Source organism: Prauserella oleivorans, from assembly GCF_042685745.1.
Lineage (GTDB): Bacteria > Actinomycetota > Actinomycetes > Mycobacteriales > Pseudonocardiaceae > Prauserella_A > Prauserella_A oleivorans.
This window is the reverse complement of sequence record NZ_JBHUNT010000001.1, coordinates 3,450,987-3,467,520: the sequence shown is the minus strand read 5'-3', so window position 1 is coordinate 3,467,520 and position 16,534 is coordinate 3,450,987. Positions and strand designations below refer to the sequence as shown.

Here is a 16,534-nt window from a genome sequence, read left to right as displayed (position 1 = left end):
TCCTCTCGGAAAGCGGTGGTAGCGGTCTTGGCATCGATGTCTCGGCGGCATGCCGCCGACGGCTCAGGTTAACCAACCGGGGTCGTCCGGCCGCCACCAGGTTTCCCCGAGCGCCGGGCCGTCACGCAGGTCTTCACAGCAAAGTCAGTTGGTCGCCCTGGGCCGGCACGGATTCACCCCGGCGCCCCGGCATCGTCCCGTCGGGCCAGCCGGCCTCCTCGTCGCCGGGCACGCCGCGCTCCTCACCGCCGGACCGGCGATCGAGGCCGTGCCGCCGGAGCAACGGCGTGACCCGGGCGGACAGCCACCGCCGGTAGCCCACGTCGACGTAGCTGCCCCGCGCGTACAGCTGCCGGTACCGCGGCACGAGTTCGGGGTGGTGCGAGGAGAGCCACCGGCCGAACCATTCCCGCGCGCCCGGCCGCAGGTGCAACGGGATGACGGTCACCCCGGTCGCGCCCGCGTCGCGGATCTGCGCGAGCAGCTGGTCGAGCGCGTCGGCGGAGTCGGTGAGGCCCGGCAGGACCGGCGCCACGAACACGCCGCACGGAAGCCCCGCATCGCGGGCCTTCCGGACCAGTTCGAGCCGCGCCTGCGGGCTGGGCGTGCCGGGTTCCAGTCTGCGTTGCAGGTCCCGGCCCAGGAGGGCGATCGAGACGCCCAGACCCACCGGTACGTCCGCGGCGACCGCGCGCAGCAACGGCAGGTCGCGCGCGAGGACGGTGCCCTTCGTGAGGATCGAGAACGGTGTGCCCGACCCGGCGAGCGCCTTGATGATTCCCGGCATCAGCTCGTACTTGCCCTCGGCCCGCTGGTACGGATCCGTGTTGGTGCCCATCGCGACGTGCTCGCGCGCCCAGCTCCGCCGGCGCACCTGGGCGGCCAGCACCTCCGGGGCGTTGACCTTGACGACGACCTGGCTGTCGAAGTCCTCGCCGGCGTCGAAGTCGAGATACGTGTGCGTGTTGCGAGCGAAGCAGTTGTGGCTGACGACCCCGTCGGCGATGAAGTCCCCGGTGTCGGTGGTGATGTCGACGAGCTCCTGCTCCCCCACCGGCTCGATCGACACGACACCGAGCCGGGCAGCCGACTTGATCGCCACGCCGTCGATCGTGCGTTTGCGGGTGACGGCCGGGTCGGTCGTGTGGAAGAACCGCAGCCGCTCCGGGAGCCCGCCGATCAGCCGCAGCACACGTAACGGTCCGGACCTGTTCGACCGCTCGACCGCGTGGTCGAAGCCGTGCCGTTTCAGTGCGAGTACCGCCGCCTCGAGGACCTGCGGTTTCGCGACCGGCATGCGGAGTACGCCGCGGGAGTGACTGCCGTCGGCGTCGAACAGCCCGGCGAGGAAGCCTCGCAGCCAGTCGTCTCCCGGCGCGATCGGCAGCGTCTCCCCCTCGGAGGGCGCGCCGTCGGCCGACTCCGCGAACGCGTCGGCCCGCGCGGCCGCCTCGGCATCCAGCACCCCGCGGCCGGCGCCGAGCCCGGCCAGGTACCCGAGCCGGTAGCCGGCGGACTCGGGAGCCGGTACCGCGAAGCGGCCCACCCCCATGAGCTTGTTGCCGGTGGTGAGGTGTGGCCTGCGACCCGCACCGGCTTGGTCTCCGGTGACGTACTTCCAGCCGCGGTTGGTGAGGAAACGGTGGTCGCCGCTGGCGGTCAGGCACGTGCCGTCCTGGAGCGTGATGCGGTACGCGGGCTTCTGCGTCGTCCACTGCGCGAGCACGCGCGCCGGCACGTACCGCCGGTAGCCGTTCTCGAGCCTCGTGCCGTACACCCGGTCGCCTACACGGAGGTCGGCGAGTGGCTTCGTGCGCCCGTCGGCGAGCAGGATCGGCGTGTCCCCGGCGAGGCAGTACGCACACGCGTGGGAACAACCGCGATAGGGATTCACGGTCCAGCGAAACGGGACCCGTGAGGCCTCGGGCACCTTGTTGAGCACCGACCGGGCGTGCACCTCGTGGAACGTGACCCCGGAGAACTCGGGCGAGCGCACCGACCGGACCAGCCCCGACAGGCCCAGGAGTGCCGGTTCACCGGCCGCCCCGGCTCGCTGACGATCCCATCTCATGATTGAGATTCGAACACATGTTCGATGGTGTGTCAAGCCATGGGGGATCAGCAGCGGCGTCACGCCGCGAGACACAGCACACTCACACCGACGTCCGGTACTCGGTCCGCGTCCGCGCTGCCCGGTCGGAGCTCGCGATCCGGCCTACGGGGTCGCCGGGGCCCCGAGGACGGGTGCCGCGGACCCTCGCGGCGTCGGACGTCAGGATGTGGCTGTGCCTCGCGACGTTTCCGACGACGAGACCGGCCCCATCCGACGAATCCCGGCCGCGCCGTCCCCGACCCCTTCCCCACCGCCCGAGGACGGTCCTCGCCACGCGAGACCAGTCGACCGGGGAGACCGAGCTATGGGAGGCGACGCCCCGTACCGGGGCCGGGCCCGGCGGCGAGAGATCACCGGACACGACACCATGAGCGACGGCGGTCCTGCCTCCGGCCGGGACGCCGGGGAGAACCCGGAAGGCAGGCCGCCGTTGTCCCAGGCACGCCGGACAGACCGCCGGCCTGGCGTGCGCACGGAACCGGGTGCGCCCACGGAACTGTCCGACCGCGGCGAACACGCCGGCGGCTCGCGGGCGTCCGAGCGCGGGAGGTCACCCCGGCGGCGCGCGGAAGCCACGCCACACCGCGACGACCCCGGCGGCCGGTCTCCGGCCACGCGGGAGAGCACCGCGTCCGCGGTGGGACACGACGACCCATCACTGTCGAGGACGCCACCTGCCGGCCGGACCGCCGCCGGGCAGGCGACCACCGCTGCCGGCGCCGCGACGGGCGAGGCGCGGCTCACCGGTCACGGCCATGGTCACGGCCACGGTTCCACCGAGCCGGCGTCCCGGCCCGTGCGGGTGCTGCTGACCGCCCTGCTGGTGCCGTTCGCGCTCGCGACCGTGGTGGCCGTGGTGGTGCTGTACCCGTGGGGGGAATCCGGCGTGCGCGGGCAGCACGCCGTGGGCACGCCGGTCCACGGCGACGTGGCCGCAGCCGCCACCGGGCCCTGCCTCACACCCGGTCAGGTGCAGGTCGGCCGGCCCACCTCGGACGATCAGGCCTGCCTCACGATCGACGTCACCCTCACGGACGGGCCCGCCGAGGGAAGCACGATCCGCAAGACCCTGCCGCTCGAACCCAGCACACCCCGTTTCGCCGCGGGCGACGCGGTGGTCCTCGCCTACAGCGGCGCCGACCCGGCCAGCGCGGATTCGTACCAGGTGCAGGACTTCCAGCGCGGCGTTCCGCTCCTGGCGCTCGCCGGATTGTTCGCCGTCGCCGTGATCGCACTCGGCCGCTGGCGCGGTCTCGCCGCCCTCGCCGCGCTGGGGCTGAGCTTCGCAGTCCTCGCACTGTTCGTGCTTCCAGCGATCCTGCGCGGCGAAAGTCCCCTGCTGGTCGCGATCGCCGGATCCGGGCTGATCATGTTCGTCGCGCTGTACCTGACTCACGGCCTGTCCGCCCGGACGTCGGTCGCCGTGCTCGGCACGATGGTGAGCCTCGCGCTCATCGGCGTGTTGTCGGCTGTCTTCTCGGCGGCGGCCGACCTCACCGGACTCGACGACGACACGTCGAATCTCATCGCGTCACTCGGACACGGCATCGACGCGCGAGGGCTGCTGCTGGCCGGAGTCGTCATCGGCGCGCTGGGTGTCCTCGACGACGTCACCGTCAGCCAGACCAGCGCGGTGTGGGAACTGCACCGCGCGAACCCCAGCCTGTCGTGGCGGCGTCTCTACGGCGCGGGCCTGCGGATCGGCCGCGACCATGTCGGCTCGGCGGTCAACACGCTCGTCATGGCCTACGCGGGAGCGGCGTTGCCGGTATTGCTGCTCGCGTCACTGTCCGGTGTGGACCTCGGGTCCATCCTCGGCTCGCAGGAGATCGCCTCCGAAATCGTCCGGACGCTGGCGGGCAGCATCGGAGTGGTGGCCGCGGTCCCGGTGACGACGCTGCTGGCCTCACTCATCGTCGTGCGCGAGGACGCCGGCCACGTCAGCCCCACCGATACTCACTGACCACACCAGCCACATCGCGCCGGGGCGCCTCCGGACCAGGCCGGACACTGAGGTACGAACAGCGGCGACTCCTCCCCCACATCACCCGGAGACGCCATGCTGGGTCCAGTGCTCACCCCCGCGCAGCAGACGCTCGCACTCGTTCGGCGGACGACGGGCGCCGTGTGCGGTGCGCTCGCGACACTTCCGCGGCTCACCACGGTGCTCGCAGACCTCCGGGAGACGGCCGCGCAGCTGGAACGCCTCGCCACGTTCGCCGCCGCGGAGTTGCCGGAGATCGTCTACCAGCTGGAGGCGGTCCGCGCGCAGCTCATCGCCATCGAACGCCAGCTCGCCGGCGAGTCGACGGTCACTCCAGCGACGCCACGAAACGGCTCACGGCCTCCATCGTGAACCGCTGCGCGAGCTTGCCCGAAGGCGCCACCGACGCGATGCGGTACAGCGGGCGGTCGGCGGCCGCATCGCCCCGGGCCTCCGAGCGCAGCTGCGCGACGAGCAGTTCGGAGAACACCAGACCGTTGGCCGCGATGTTGTCGGCGAGCCCGTCGGCGAGCTTGCGCAGCGCCAGGATCCCGAGCTCGCGGCCGCCGGTTCCGGCGTAGATGGCGAGGTCGATCTTCACGCTCGTGCGCCGCTCGCCGCCTGTCACGAGCAGGCTCACGGTGCGGGTGCCACGGACGTCGGTAACCAGGAGGTCGAGCCGGTCGGCGGTGACCAGCTCGATCCGCCGGGTGCGCCAGTTCCGCACGACCACTGTGCGGGCTTCGAGCCACACCTGCCGCCGGGCGTTGTAGGACACCACGTACAGCAACGGCAACGCCACCAGCGCGGCGACCACGAGCCCCGCGACCTGGCCGCCGATGAGCCCGGCGATCCCGCCGAACGCCGCCGCGAAAAGCACCACGCCGACCAGCCCGGACAGGCCGCGCTTACGGCGCAGCGCCGCGTTGTCGCCGTAGAGCGGAATGCGCTCCGGTTCGGGCGCTGGCGTCCTGCGCGCGGACTCCGGCTCACTCATGCTCTCCCCCTACGACACTCTGTGCGAGAAACGGGTTCGCGGCCTTCTCCCGCCCGATCGTGGTGCTCGGGCCGTGGCCCGGGAGCACGACCGTGTCGTCTGCCAGCGACATCAGTGTCGTGCGCAGCGAGCGGGCGATGTCGGCCGGGTCGCCGCCCGGCAGGTCGGTGCGCCCGATCGAGCCGGCGAACAACGTGTCGCCGGTGAGCGCGACCTGGCCGCCCTCCTCGCTGTCGAGACGGAACACCACGGAGCCCGGCGTGTGCCCGGGCGTGTGGTCGACGGTGATGTGCAGTCCGGCGAGTGTCAGCGGCTCCTCTCCCAGCTCCCGGACCTCGCGGGGCTGGGCGTGACTGATGTCGCCGAGCCCGGCTGCCGACCGGGAATCCAGGGCGCGCAGCGGATCCGACAACAGCACCCGGTCCTCGGGCCTGATCCACACGGCCACCCCGTGTGCGTCGGCGACCGTGGCAGCCGACTGCACGTGGTCCAGGTGCCCGTGGGTGGCCAGCACTGCCGCGGGGGTGAGCCTGTGCTCGCGCAACGCCCGCTCGAGGGGTTCGGTCGCCGCCTCGCCTGGGTCAACGACGACGCAGTCGCGCCCCGCACCGAGCGCCAGCAGGTAGCAGTTCGCCTGGAACGCCCCGGCCGGAAACCCGACGACGAGCACGAATCCACCTCCGCGTTTGGGATCTGCCCCACCCTAACGGCCCCTGTACAGGTTCCTCACAGACAGTGCCCATAGACTGCCGCCAGCCGGCAGGCGGTGAACAACCGAGAGACTCCGGGAGGGCAGGTGGCGACCAACCAGCAGCGCCGTGAGGCCGCCAAGCGCAAGCTCGAGCGGCAGCTCGCTCGCAGGGCCGAGCGAGCCAAGCGACGCAAGATCATCGGCGTCGGCGTGACGGTGGGCGTGGTGGTGGTCGCCGCGGGCCTCATCGTGGTCCTCACGAGCCAGAGCGGTGACGGGGACGCCGCCGAGCAGGCCAGTCCCAGCTCGGGCGCGGCCCCGTCGTCGCAGCAGATCGACATCCCCACCCAGCGGGTACAGCCCGCGCAACGGCCCCAGCCGCTGCCGGATCCGGTCTCGTGCGAGTACAAGCCGGGCGGTGAGGCCGCCAAGCAGGTGGAGCCGCCGAACGGCGAGAACGTCCCGTCGAGCGGCACGGTCGACCTGACCCTCCACTCCACCGCGGGCGACATCCCGCTCACGCTCGACCGGTCGCTCGCGCCGTGCACCGTGAACAGCTTCGTGAGCCTCGCCGAGCAGGACTACTACACCGACACGTCCTGCCACCGGCTCGGGACCACCGGCCTGCAGATGCTGCAGTGCGGCGACCCGACCGGCCAGGGCTCCGGTGGTCCGGGCTATACCTTCGCCGACGAGACGTTCGACCAGCTCACCTACGGCCGCGGCATCCTCGCGATGGCCAACTCCGGGCCGGACACCAACGGCAGCCAGTTCTTCATGGTCTACGGCGAGGCGCCGCTCAGCCCGGACTACACCGTGTTCGGCACGATCTCCGACGAGGGCCTTACGGTGCTCGACAAGATCGCACGCGCCGGTGACGACGGCTCGTTCGAGCCGAGCCCCGGTGGCGGCAAGCCCAACATGGAGGTCCGGTTCACGGGCGTCACCGTCGGCGCGTGACGCCTGGGGCGCCGTGCTCGTCAGGGAGCCGTTCGAACCCGGCACTGACGAGCACGGGCCTCAGCGGTAGGTGAACCGGGGTTCGCGCCGCTCGAGGAACGCGGCGATCCCCTCGGCGTAGTCCTCGCCGTGCACCGCGGCGGCTCGGATGTCGTCCACTTCGGAGTCGCTGACGCGCTGGCCGGACACGATCTTCTCGATGATGCGGTTCATCCCGCGCACGGAGACCTGCGAGCGTGCACACAACGTACGCACGAACTCCATTGTGGACGCTTCCAGCTCCTCGGCGGGAAACACGTCGTTGACCAGACCCATCTCCCGTGCGCGCGGCGCGTCCACCAGGTTGCCCGAGAGCAAGAGGTACCGTGCGTGCGCGGGCCCGACCAGCTCGACGAGCCGGCGGGTGGAGTCGAAGTGGTACACGATGCCGAGCTTGGCCGGCGTGATCCCGAACCGCGCCCCCGCGGCGGCGAACCGGAAGTCACTGGCGACCGAGAGCTGGCAGCCGCCGCCGATGCAGTTGCCCTGAATCATCGCGACGCTCGGCTTGCTCATCGACGCCAGCGCCTGCACCGCCTCGTCGACGGCCTTGTCGTAGGTCGCCGCGCCCTCGGCCGTCGACCGCAGATCGCGGAACTCGCTGATGTCCGCGCCGGCCGAGAAGTGCCGGCCGGCGCCGGTGAGGAGCAGGACCTTCACCGACGGGTCCTTCTCGATCTCGGCCACGATGCCTGGGATCGCCGCCCACATGCCATAGGTGATGGCGTTCATCTTCTCGGGCCTGGTGAACGTCAGCCGGGCGACGTCGCCGTCCCGGACGAACTCGATCCCGTCGGTCATGGTCGCCCAGCCTAGAACGGCCGTGGGGCGTCAGGACGCCGACGTGACCCGGTACACGTCGTAGACACCCTCCACGTTGCGCACCACCTTCAGCACGTGGCCGAGGTGTTTCGGGTCGCCCATCTCGAAGGTGAACCGGCTGACGGCCACGCGATCACGCGAGGTGGTGACGGAGGCGGACAGGATGTTCACCTTCTCGTCGGCGAGCACCTTGGTGACGTCGGACAGCAGCCGGTGGCGGTCGAGTGCCTCGACCTGGATCGCCACCAGGAAGACCGACGACTCCGACGGCGCCCACTCGACCTCGACCAGCCGCTCCGGCTGTTTGCGCAGGTCGTCGGCGTTGGTGCAGTCGGTGCGGTGCACGCTCACGCCACCGCCGCGCGTGACGAACCCGAGGATCTCGTCGCCGGGCACCGGGGTGCAGCACCGGGCGAGCTTGGCCCAGATGTCGCTCTGGCCCTTGACGATGACGCCGACGTCGCCGGATCCGCGCCTGCGGGTGACCGTGGACGGCGTCGCGCGCTCGGCGAGTTCCTCCTCGGCCTCCTCGACGCCGCCGATAAGCGCGACGAGCCGCTGCACCACGTGCTTGGCGCTGGTGTGGCCCTCCCCGACCGCGGCGTAGAGCGAGCTGATGTCGTTGTGCCGCAGTTCCGTGGCGACGGCGGCCATCGAGTCGGCCGACACGAGGCGCTGGATGGGAAGCCCGACCTTGCGGACCTCCTTGGTGATGGCCTCCTTGCCCGCCTCGATCGCCTCGTCACGGCGCTCCTTGGCGAACCACTGCCGGATCTTCGCGCGCGCCTTCGGCGACCCCGCGAACGACAACCAGTCCCGGCTGGGACCGGCGCCCTCGGCCTTCGACGTGAAGATCTCGACGACCTCACCGTTCTCGAGCTTGCGCTCGAGCGCGACGAGCCTGCCGTTGACGCGCGCGCCGATGCAGCGGTGGCCGACCTCGGTGTGCACGGCGTAGGCGAAGTCGACCGGGGTCGAGCCCACCGGCAGTGTGATGACGTCGCCCTTGGGCGTGAACACGAAGATCTCGCGGGTGGCCAGGTCGTAGCGCAGCGACTCGAGGAACTCACCCGGGTCGGCGGCCTCACGCTGCCAGTCGAGCAGCTGCCGCATCCACGCCATCTCGTCGATGTCGACGGCGTTGCCGCTGTGGGTGCCCTTGGTCTCCTTGTACCGCCAGTGCGCGGCGATGCCGTACTCCGCGGTGCGGTGCATCTCGTGCGTCCGGATCTGCACCTCGAGCGGCTTGCCGTCCGGCCCGATCACGGTGGTGTGCAGCGACTGGTACACGCCGAACCGCGGCTGCGCGATGTAGTCCTTGAACCGGCCGGGCATCGGCTGCCAGAGCGCGTGCACCACGCCCATGGCGGCGTAGCAGTCCCGGACGTCGTCGACGATGATGCGCACGCCCACCAGGTCGTGGATGTCGTCGAGGTCGCGGCCACGCACGATCATCTTCTGGTGGATCGAGTAGTAGTGCTTGGGCCTGCCCTCGACCTTCGCCGCGATCCGCGATCCGTCGAGCTGCTTGGTCAGCTCGCCGATCACCCAGCGCAGGTACGTGTCCCGCGACGGCGCGCGATCGGCCACCAGCCGCACGATCTCGTCGTACTTCTTCGGCTGCAGGATCGCGAACGCCAGGTCCTCCAGCTCCCACTTGACCGTCGCCATGCCGAGCCGGTGCGCCAGCGGGGCGAGGACCTCGAGCGTCTCCTTGGCCTTGCGGGCCTGCTTCTCGGGCGGCAGGAAGCGCATGGTGCGCATGTTGTGCAGCCGGTCCGCCAGCTTGATGACCAGCACCCGCGGATCCCGCGCCATCGCGATGACCATCTTGCGGATGGTCTCCGCCTCGGCCGCCGTGCCGAGCTTGACCTTGTCCAGCTTGGTCACGCCGTCGACCAGCTGCGCGACCTTCTCGCCGAAGTCGGCGCCGAGCTGCTCCAGCGAGTAACCGGTGTCCTCGACGGTGTCGTGCAACAACGCGGCCACCAGTGTCGTGGTGTCCATGCCCAGCTCGGCAAGGATGGTGGCCACGGCGAGCGGGTGGGTGATGTAGGGGTCACCGGACTTGCGGCGCTGGTGGCGGTGCAGGGCCTCGGCGACGTCGTACGCCCGCTGCAGCAGCGCCATGTCGGCGTTCGGGTGCAGCTCGCGGTGGATCGCGGCGAGCGGCTCCAGCACCTGCTTCACAGGGGCGGCCCGCTGGGCGGTGATGCGCCGGGCCAGCCTCGCCCGGACCCGCCTCGTCGCGGACGGCGCCCTGGTCGCGCCGGGGTAGGCGGGACGCGCCGCCTGCGTGGACGAGGTGGACTGGATGTCCCGGGAGGTGCCGGATTTCCCCTCCCGCTCCTCGCGCGCGCCACCGTCCGACCGGGCTGCCACGACGGAATCGAGCTCTTGGCTCACCCGTACCTCCAGCTCCTCGCGCGCGGTTCGTCAGACGTCCAGCGTAACCCTCCGCGCCGCCGGATCCTGTTCAGAGGGTACGCAGGGCGTGTACCGGAACCCCGGGCACCTGGGCCCGGCCCTCCAGCGCGGCGAGCTCGAGCACGACGGCCACCCCGCGAACGTCGGCGCCGGCATCGGCCAGCAGCGACGTGGCAGCGGCGACCGTGCCGCCGGTGGCCAGCACGTCATCGACGATGGTGACGCGCTGGCCAGGCCGAACCGCACCGACGGGCAGCTCGAGGGTCGCGGTGCCGTACTCCAGGGTGTAGTCCACGCGCCCGGCGACCGCGGGCAGCTTGCCCGGCTTGCGCACCAGCGCCACACCGAGTCCCTTGGCGTAGCCGACCGCGGCCGCCAGCACGAAACCGCGTGCCTCCACGGCCGCCAGCTGGTCGACGTCGCCGACCGCCTCGGCCAGCGCGTCCACCACCGCGGCGAACGCCGCCGCGTCGCCGAACACCGGAGTCAGGTCGCGGAACAGCACGCCGGGCTCGGGAAAATCAGGGATCTCCGCGATGAGATCCAGTGCCTCGTCGATCTTCATGAGCGCTTGCGCTTACCGGTCGGCCTGCCACCGCTCCGGCGAGGCTGACGCTGCTGCGCCTTGGGGTGGCGGGCCGGAACGCTCGCGGCGGCCGCGTACGCCTTCTCCTTGCGCAGCTCGGTCGCCAGCGCCTCGTCGTCGGCAGGATCGAAGTCGTCGTCCGACTCCCGCGCGGCGGCCTTGCGTGCCTGGTTCTCGCGGCGGGCGTGAACCCGCTCCGCCTGCTGCTGGTACTTCGGGTCCCGCATCTTGAGGTACACCAGCAGCGGTGTCGCGAGCAGGACCGACGACAGCACGCCGGCGAGCATGCCGGTCATCTGTACCAGTGCCAGGTCCTGCAGGGTGCCCGCACCGAGCAGCAGGTAGCCGATCACCAGCAACCCGAGCACGGGCAGCAGGGCGATCACCGAGGTGTTGATCGACCGCATGAGGGTCTGGTTCAGCGCGAGGTTCGCGGCCTCGGCGTAGGTGCGGCGGGTCAGGTTCAGCAGGCCGCGGGTGTTCTCCTTGACCTTGTCGAACACCACCACCGTGTCGTAGAGCGAGAACCCGAGGATCGTCAGCAGGCCGATGACGGTCGCCGGAGTCACCTCGAACCCGACCAGCGAGTACACGCCGGCCGTGACGACGATGTCGTGCACCAGGGCGACGAGCGCCGCCACCGCCATCCACTTCTCGAAGTAGATGATCAGGAACACCGTCACCAGCACCATGAAGACGGCGAGCGCGATCAGCGCCTTCTGCGAGATCTCCCCGCCCCACGACGCGCTCACCGCGCTGTCGCTGATGACGGCACGGCTCGGCTGGCCGTCGGAGCCCAGCGGCTGGAGCTGCTCGAACAGCGCCTGCTTGACCCGGCTGACCTCGGCGGCGTCCAGCGTGCTCGACCGCACCTGGATGGTCGCCGCGTCACCGGCGCCCACCTGCTGTGCCTCGGACGCCGGCTGGCCGCTGGCCTGCGAGACGACGGCCTTCGCGCGGTCGGCGTCGATCGGACCCTGCGCGCCCTGCGCGGGCATCTGGATCTGCGTGCCGCCGACGAACTCGATGCCGAGGTTGAAGCCCTTGAACACCATCGAGCCGACGCACACCAGCATCAGCAACGAGAAGGCCACGAACCAGCGTTTGCGGTGGCCGACGATGTCGAAGGCGCCCGTGCCGGTATAGAGCCGGTTCCACACCGAGTTCCGCCGCGGCGAGGCGGAGCCGGTGTCCTTCTCGGTGGCCGTCACGTTCTTGTCCTCCACGTCACGCCCCCTTCGTCGCCGCGCCCACGTGCGCGGTCGACCGCCGTCTGCTGCCCATGCGCTGCACGGCTCCCAGACCCGAGAGCTTCGGGCTCGACAAGCGCTTCGACCTGGCGACGAGCGCCACGAGCGGGTGCGTCACCAGGAACACCACGATCAGGTCCAGCACGGTGGACATGCCGAGCGTGAACGCGAAGCCCTTCACCTCGCCGACCGCGAGGAGGTACAGCACCCCGGCGGCGAGGAACATGATCGCATCGGAGGCCAGGATCGTACGGCGCGCCCGCGCCCAGCCGCGCGGCACGGCGGACCGGAACGTCCGGCCCTCGCGCATCTCGTCCTTGAGCCGTTCGAAGTAGACGACGAACGAGTCGGCGGTGACACCGATCGCCACGATGAACCCGGCGACACCGGCGAGGTCGAGCGTGAACCCGATCCAGCGCCCGAGCAGCACCAGGACCGCGTAGACGATGCCGGCCGAGAGGACCAGCGACAGGATCGTGAGCACACCGAGCATCCGGTAATAGAACAGGCAGTACACGAAGACGAGCGCGATGCCGACCGCACCCGCGATCAGCCCCGCCTCGAGCGACGCGAGCCCCAGGGTGGCCGAGACGGTGGTCGCGTCCGACGACGCGAACGACAGCGGCAGCGAGCCGTACTTGAGCACGTCGGCGAGGTTCTTGGCCTCCTCCTGCGTGAACTGGCCGCTGATCCGGGTCTGGCCGTTGGGGATGGCCTCGTTGATGGTCGGCGCCGACACCACCTTGGTGTCGAGCACGAACGCGGCCCGCTGGTTGATGTTGGCCGAGGTGAAGTCCGCCCACGTACCGGCGCCGCCGCTCTTGAACTGCAGGTTCACGACCCAGCCGCCCTGCTGGTTGTCGTAGCCGGACGTGGCGTCCTCGATCTCGGTGCCCTCGAGGAACACCGGTCCGAGCACGTACTTCTCCGTGCCGTCCTCGTTGCAGGTGACGAGCGGCTTACGCGGGTCGTCGTTGCCGACGAGCGGGTCGTCCCGGGAACACGTCAGGTTGGCGAGGGCTTCCTGCTGGGCCTGTTGCGCCGCGGCGACGGCGGCCTGGTCGTTCGGGTTCGCCGGGACCAGCGCGTCGTTCTGCCGCTGCTGTTTGGCGGTCTGGATCTCCCGCGCGATCTGCTGCTCGGACTCCGGTTCCTGACCCGCCTGCCGCTGCTGCGCCTGCTGGTTGCCCGGCTGCGGGTTGGGCTGCGCGTTGATGACCTGGCGGAAGCCGAGTTTGGCCGTCCGGCCGAGTGTCTTGGCCTGTTCGCCCTGCTCCCCGGGGACGGTGATGACGACGTTGCTGCCGTCGAGCACCACCTCGGCACCGCTGACACCGATTCCGTTCACGCGGGTCTCGATGATCTGCCGCGCCTGCTGCAGCTGCTCCCGCGACGGCTCCTGCCCATCGGGCGTGCGGGCGGTCAACGTCACCCGGGTGCCGCCCTGCAGGTCGATCCCCAGTTTCGGCGTCGGCTGCCGGTCACCGGTGAAGAACACCAGCGCATAGAGCGCGACGACGATGAGAAGGAAGAAGCTCAGGTAGCGTCCCGGGCGCATCTGCCCGGCCGGTGGTGCCACGTCGGTGGGTCTCCTCGAACTGGTTCAGCGGCTGACGGTGCCGGCGCACACGCCCACTGCCCTCGGACAGCGAACACACGCAGCACCGAGACCGTACTCGGCGCTGCGTGAACGCTGTGTTCGGCCCACACCGTCGCGAGTGCGGCGGCGTGGACCAGGTGTGGGTCGCGCTACTTCTTACCGTGCTCGAGCGGCGGAGCGACCTGCGGGCCCGTGGAGGTGGTGCCGTCCTCGGCCTCGGAGCGGGTGGCGTCAGCGGAGGCCGTCGTGTCGCCCTCCTCGTCGGCGCCGGGCTCCTCGTCGACGGCCGGGTTGATGCGCTCGCGGACGGCCTGCCGGAGCCAGGTCGTGACGACGCCCTCGGCGATCTCGAGGTCGATGGTGCTCGTGTCGCTCGCGTCCACCACCGTCGCGTACAGGCCGGAGGTGGTCATCACACGGTCGCCGGGCGCCAGGCTGTTCTGCAGCTCCTGCTGCTCGGCCATCATGCGCTTCTGCTTACGCGTGCCCATGATGAGCGGGATCGCGACGACGAGCATCAGCAGCAGCGGCAGGAAAAGGCCTTCCATGGTTCTCCATTCGGAGGACGCCGCCTGGGGCGATACGTCCGAGTTTGTCTGAATGTGCTCTGTCGAGTGTGCCAGGTACAGCCGCCCAGGACAGCCACCCCCTGGCACTCCCACCTCGGCGTGGTTCTCAGTCGAACAGGGTCGGCGCGGCCGCGTCAACCCCTGTGACCTCGGGCGGAGGTTGCAAACCGAGGTGCTCCCACGCCGCCGCGGTAGCGACGCGGCCACGCGGGGTGCGCGCGAGCATACCCGCGCGTACGAGATACGGCTCACAGACCTCTTCGACGGTACCCGGTTCCTCCCCCACCGCGACCGCGAGCGTGGACACGCCCACGGGACCGCCGCCGAACGACTGGACCAGCGCGGTCAGCACGGCGCGGTCGAGCCGGTCGAGCCCGAGTTCGTCGACGTCGTAGACCTCGAGCGCGGCGCGCACCACCGGCAGCGTGGCCCGCCCGTCGGCGCGGACCTCGGCGTAATCGCGCACGCGGCGCAGCAGCCGGTTCGCGATGCGTGGCGTCCCGCGCGACCGGCGGGCGATCTCGGCCCGGCCCTGGTCGTCGACGACGATGTCGAGCAGCGCCGCCGACCGCGCCAGCACCTGCTCCAGTTCCTCCGGGCTGTAGAACTCCATCTGCCCGGTGAAGCCGAACCGATCCCGCAGCGGGCCGGTCAGCGCGCCCGACCGGGTCGTGGCCCCGACGAGCGTGAACGGTGCGATCTCCAGCGGGATGCTGGTCGCCCCGGGTCCCTTGCCGACCACCACGTCGACGCGGAAGTCCTCCATCGCCAGATACAACATCTCCTCGGCGGGCCGGGCGATCCGGTGGATCTCGTCGATGAAGAGGACATCCCCCTCGGCGAGGTTGGACAGCATGGCCGCGAGGTCGCCGGCGCGTTCGAGCGCGGGCCCCGACGTGATCCGGATGGACGCGTCGAGCTCCGCGGCGATGATCATGGCGAGGCTCGTCTTGCCCAGCCCGGGCGGGCCGGAGAGGAGCACGTGATCGGGCGGGACCCCGCGTTTGCGGGCGCTCTCCAGCACGAGGTGCAGCTGTTCGCGAACCCGGGGTTGCCCGACGAAATCGGCGAGCTTGCGGGGCCGCAGCGCCGTCTCGACCTCGCGATCGCCGTTCTGCGCGAATGCCGAGAGCGGCGCGCCGTCGGGCTCGAAGTCGGTCATGTCGTCATCGTGCATGCTCGTGCGCTACCGCTTCCGGCCGAGGGTGGTGAGCGCGGCCCGCAGCAGACCGGAGGTGTCGGCGCCCGGATGGTCGGCGGCGACCTTGTCGACGGCCTGCTCGGCCTGTTTGGCGGGAAAGCCGAGGCCGACGAGAGCCTCGACGACCTCGGTGCGCACGGCGACGGACGCGTGCGCACCCGGCTCCGCCGTGCCCGCCGGCTCGGCGGCGAGCACCTTGTCGCGCAGTTCCAGGGTCAGCCGCTCCGCGCCCTTGCGCCCGATCCCGGGGACCTGGGTGAGGACGGTGATGTTGCCCTCGGCGAGCGCGGTTCGCAGCTTGTCCGGTTCAAGGACGGCCAGGGCGGCGAGCGCGAGCCGCGGCCCGATGCCGGACACGGTCTGCAGCAGGGCGAACAGGTCACGGGCCTCGACGTCGGCGAAGCCGAACAGCGTCAGCGAGTCCTCCCGGACGACGAGGGAGGTGTGAAGCCGGGTCTGCTCGCCGCGGCGCAGGGTCGCGAGGGTCGCCGGGGTGGCCTGGACGGCGAGGCCGACCCCGCCCACTTCCACCACGGCGTGGTCGAGCCCCACCGACAGGACCTCGCCGCGCACCGAGGAGATCATCACCGTGCTCCCGTCGTCTTGTTGCGTACTGCCGCGCGTTCCTTGGCGGCCGCCGCGAGTTTCGCCCGGTGCGCGCGCGCCAGCCGGGCAGCCTGTGCCTCGGCCTCGGCGAGCCGGGCGCGCATCGGTTCCCGCCACAGGTGGCAGATCGCCAGCGCGAGCGCGTCGGCCGCGTCGGCCGGGCTGGGCTTCTCGGCGAGCTTGAGCAGCCGGGTGACCATGCCGGTCACCTGCGCCTTGTCGGCCCGGCCGGATCCGGTGACGGCGGCCTTGACCTCGCTGGGCGTGTGGAAGACGACGGGCAGCCCCCGGCGGGCGGCGCTCAGGGCCACCACGCCGCCTGCCTGCGCCGTGCCCATCACCGTGCGGACGTTGTGCTGGCTGAACACCCGCTCCACCGCCACGGCCTCGGGCCGGTAGGTGTCGAGCCATTCCTCCACGGCGTCGGAGATCCGCAGCAGCCGGGAGGCGAGTTCGGCGTCGGCCGGCGTGCGCACGACATCCACGGCGACACACGACACCGTGCGGCCGAGGCCGCCGTCCACGACGCCGAGGCCGCACCGGGTCAGCCCGGGGTCCACACCCAGCACGCGCAACGGGCCTCCCTGACTCGCGAACATCAGTTCGAGCAGAAGGCTACCGGGTGCGGCGGCGACCGCAGCCGAGGCGCGCCGGGCGCCCACGCAGACTCGGCGTGGACGCAGCTTGGT

General features: G+C 71.1%; 15 protein-coding genes. 3 read left to right on the top strand and 12 right to left on the bottom strand.

The annotated features are described in order from the left end of the window. Window positions 1-133: 133 nt before the first annotated feature. A complete protein-coding gene (locus ACFSZT_RS16985; protein WP_377388878.1) occupies window positions 134-2,071 on the bottom strand; it encodes an intein-containing Rv2578c family radical SAM protein in 1,938 nt (645 codons plus the stop codon). A gap of 346 nt (window positions 2,072-2,417) precedes the next feature. On the opposite strand from ACFSZT_RS16985, the gene ACFSZT_RS16980 reads away from it, so the two are divergent. Next, window positions 2,418-4,076 (top strand): YibE/F family protein, encoded by a 1,659-nt coding sequence (locus ACFSZT_RS16980; RefSeq protein ID WP_377388880.1) that lies wholly within the window; start codon window positions 2,418-2,420, stop codon window positions 4,074-4,076. Window positions 4,077-4,172: 96 nt separating this feature from the next. Then, window positions 4,173-4,469 (top strand): hypothetical protein, encoded by a 297-nt coding sequence (locus tag ACFSZT_RS16975; RefSeq protein WP_377388882.1) that lies wholly within the window; start codon window positions 4,173-4,175, stop codon window positions 4,467-4,469. On the opposite strand, the gene ACFSZT_RS16970 is transcribed toward ACFSZT_RS16975, so the two are convergent. Both ACFSZT_RS16970 and ACFSZT_RS16965 read right to left on the bottom strand, forming a co-directional pair. Continuing rightward, window positions 4,426-5,094, bottom strand: a complete 669-nt coding sequence (locus ACFSZT_RS16970; RefSeq protein WP_377388884.1) for a hypothetical protein — start codon at window positions 5,092-5,094, stop codon at window positions 4,426-4,428. The genes ACFSZT_RS16975 and ACFSZT_RS16970 overlap by 44 nt on opposite strands. Next, a complete protein-coding gene (locus tag ACFSZT_RS16965) occupies window positions 5,087-5,764 on the bottom strand; it encodes an MBL fold metallo-hydrolase (protein ID WP_377388886.1) in 678 nt (225 codons plus the stop codon). Before ACFSZT_RS16965 ends, ACFSZT_RS16970 begins: the two co-directional genes overlap by 8 nt. A gap of 126 nt (window positions 5,765-5,890) precedes the next feature. Here ACFSZT_RS16965 and ACFSZT_RS16960 point away from each other — a divergent pair, with 126 nt between their 5' ends. After that, window positions 5,891-6,745: a peptidylprolyl isomerase gene (locus tag ACFSZT_RS16960; RefSeq protein WP_377388888.1), complete on the top strand. Its 855-nt coding sequence runs from the start codon at window positions 5,891-5,893 to the stop codon at window positions 6,743-6,745. 60 nt (window positions 6,746-6,805) lie between these two features. On the opposite strand, the gene ACFSZT_RS16955 is transcribed toward ACFSZT_RS16960, so the two are convergent. The 9 genes from ACFSZT_RS16955 to ruvC all read right to left on the bottom strand — a co-directional run bounded on the left by ACFSZT_RS16955 (window position 6,806) and on the right by ruvC (window position 16,420). After that, complete coding sequence (locus ACFSZT_RS16955; RefSeq protein ID WP_377388890.1) at window positions 6,806-7,585, bottom strand: enoyl-CoA hydratase/isomerase family protein; 780 nt, start codon at window positions 7,583-7,585, stop codon at window positions 6,806-6,808. 30 nt (window positions 7,586-7,615) lie between these two features. Continuing rightward, window positions 7,616-10,012, bottom strand: coding sequence for a RelA/SpoT family protein (locus ACFSZT_RS16950; RefSeq protein ID WP_377388892.1), 2,397 nt, complete (start codon window positions 10,010-10,012; stop codon window positions 7,616-7,618). Window positions 10,013-10,082: 70 nt separating this feature from the next. Beyond that, window positions 10,083-10,598: an adenine phosphoribosyltransferase gene (locus ACFSZT_RS16945; protein WP_377388894.1), complete on the bottom strand. Its 516-nt coding sequence runs from the start codon at window positions 10,596-10,598 to the stop codon at window positions 10,083-10,085. Further along, on the bottom strand, window positions 10,595-11,830 hold the full coding sequence (gene secF, locus ACFSZT_RS16940; RefSeq protein ID WP_377389051.1) for a protein translocase subunit SecF: 1,236 nt from the start codon (window positions 11,828-11,830) through the stop codon (window positions 10,595-10,597). Before secF ends, ACFSZT_RS16945 begins: the two co-directional genes overlap by 4 nt. Window positions 11,831-11,846: 16 nt before the next feature. Beyond that, on the bottom strand, window positions 11,847-13,448 hold the full coding sequence (gene secD / locus ACFSZT_RS16935) for a protein translocase subunit SecD (RefSeq protein ID WP_377388896.1): 1,602 nt from the start codon (window positions 13,446-13,448) through the stop codon (window positions 11,847-11,849). A gap of 170 nt (window positions 13,449-13,618) precedes the next feature. Further along, entirely contained in the window at window positions 13,619-14,017 is a 399-nt protein-coding gene (yajC, locus tag ACFSZT_RS16930; protein ID WP_377388898.1) for a preprotein translocase subunit YajC, read from the bottom strand. Window positions 14,018-14,144: 127 nt separating this feature from the next. Beyond that, a complete protein-coding gene (gene ruvB, locus ACFSZT_RS16925) occupies window positions 14,145-15,200 on the bottom strand; it encodes a Holliday junction branch migration DNA helicase RuvB (protein ID WP_377388900.1) in 1,056 nt (351 codons plus the stop codon). 24 nt (window positions 15,201-15,224) lie between these two features. Beyond that, window positions 15,225-15,824 (bottom strand): Holliday junction branch migration protein RuvA, encoded by a 600-nt coding sequence (gene ruvA / locus ACFSZT_RS16920; protein ID WP_377388902.1) that lies wholly within the window; start codon window positions 15,822-15,824, stop codon window positions 15,225-15,227. Further along, window positions 15,824-16,420, bottom strand: a complete 597-nt coding sequence (gene ruvC, locus ACFSZT_RS16915; RefSeq protein ID WP_377389053.1) for a crossover junction endodeoxyribonuclease RuvC — start codon at window positions 16,418-16,420, stop codon at window positions 15,824-15,826. Before ruvC ends, ruvA begins: the two co-directional genes overlap by 1 nt. Window positions 16,421-16,534 lie beyond the last annotated feature (114 nt).

Bases quoted from the DNA above. Each gene is read 5' to 3' on its own strand.
- ACFSZT_RS16985 (WP_377388878.1), bottom strand. From the start codon at position 2,071: ATGAGATGGGATCGTCAGCGAGCCGGGGCGGCCGGTGAACCGGCACTC.
- ACFSZT_RS16980 (WP_377388880.1), top strand. From the start codon at position 2,418: ATGGGAGGCGACGCCCCGTACCGGGGCCGGGCCCGGCGGCGAGAGATC.
- ACFSZT_RS16975 (WP_377388882.1), top strand. From the start codon at position 4,173: ATGCTGGGTCCAGTGCTCACCCCCGCGCAGCAGACGCTCGCACTCGTT.
- ACFSZT_RS16970 (WP_377388884.1), bottom strand. From the start codon at position 5,094: ATGAGTGAGCCGGAGTCCGCGCGCAGGACGCCAGCGCCCGAACCGGAG.
- ACFSZT_RS16955 (WP_377388890.1), bottom strand. From the start codon at position 7,585: ATGACCGACGGGATCGAGTTCGTCCGGGACGGCGACGTCGCCCGGCTG.
- ACFSZT_RS16945 (WP_377388894.1), bottom strand. From the start codon at position 10,598: ATGAAGATCGACGAGGCACTGGATCTCATCGCGGAGATCCCTGATTTT.
- yajC (WP_377388898.1), bottom strand. From the start codon at position 14,017: ATGGAAGGCCTTTTCCTGCCGCTGCTGCTGATGCTCGTCGTCGCGATC.
- ruvB (WP_377388900.1), bottom strand. From the start codon at position 15,200: ATGACCGACTTCGAGCCCGACGGCGCGCCGCTCTCGGCATTCGCGCAG.
- ruvA (WP_377388902.1), bottom strand. From the start codon at position 15,824: ATGATCTCCTCGGTGCGCGGCGAGGTCCTGTCGGTGGGGCTCGACCAC.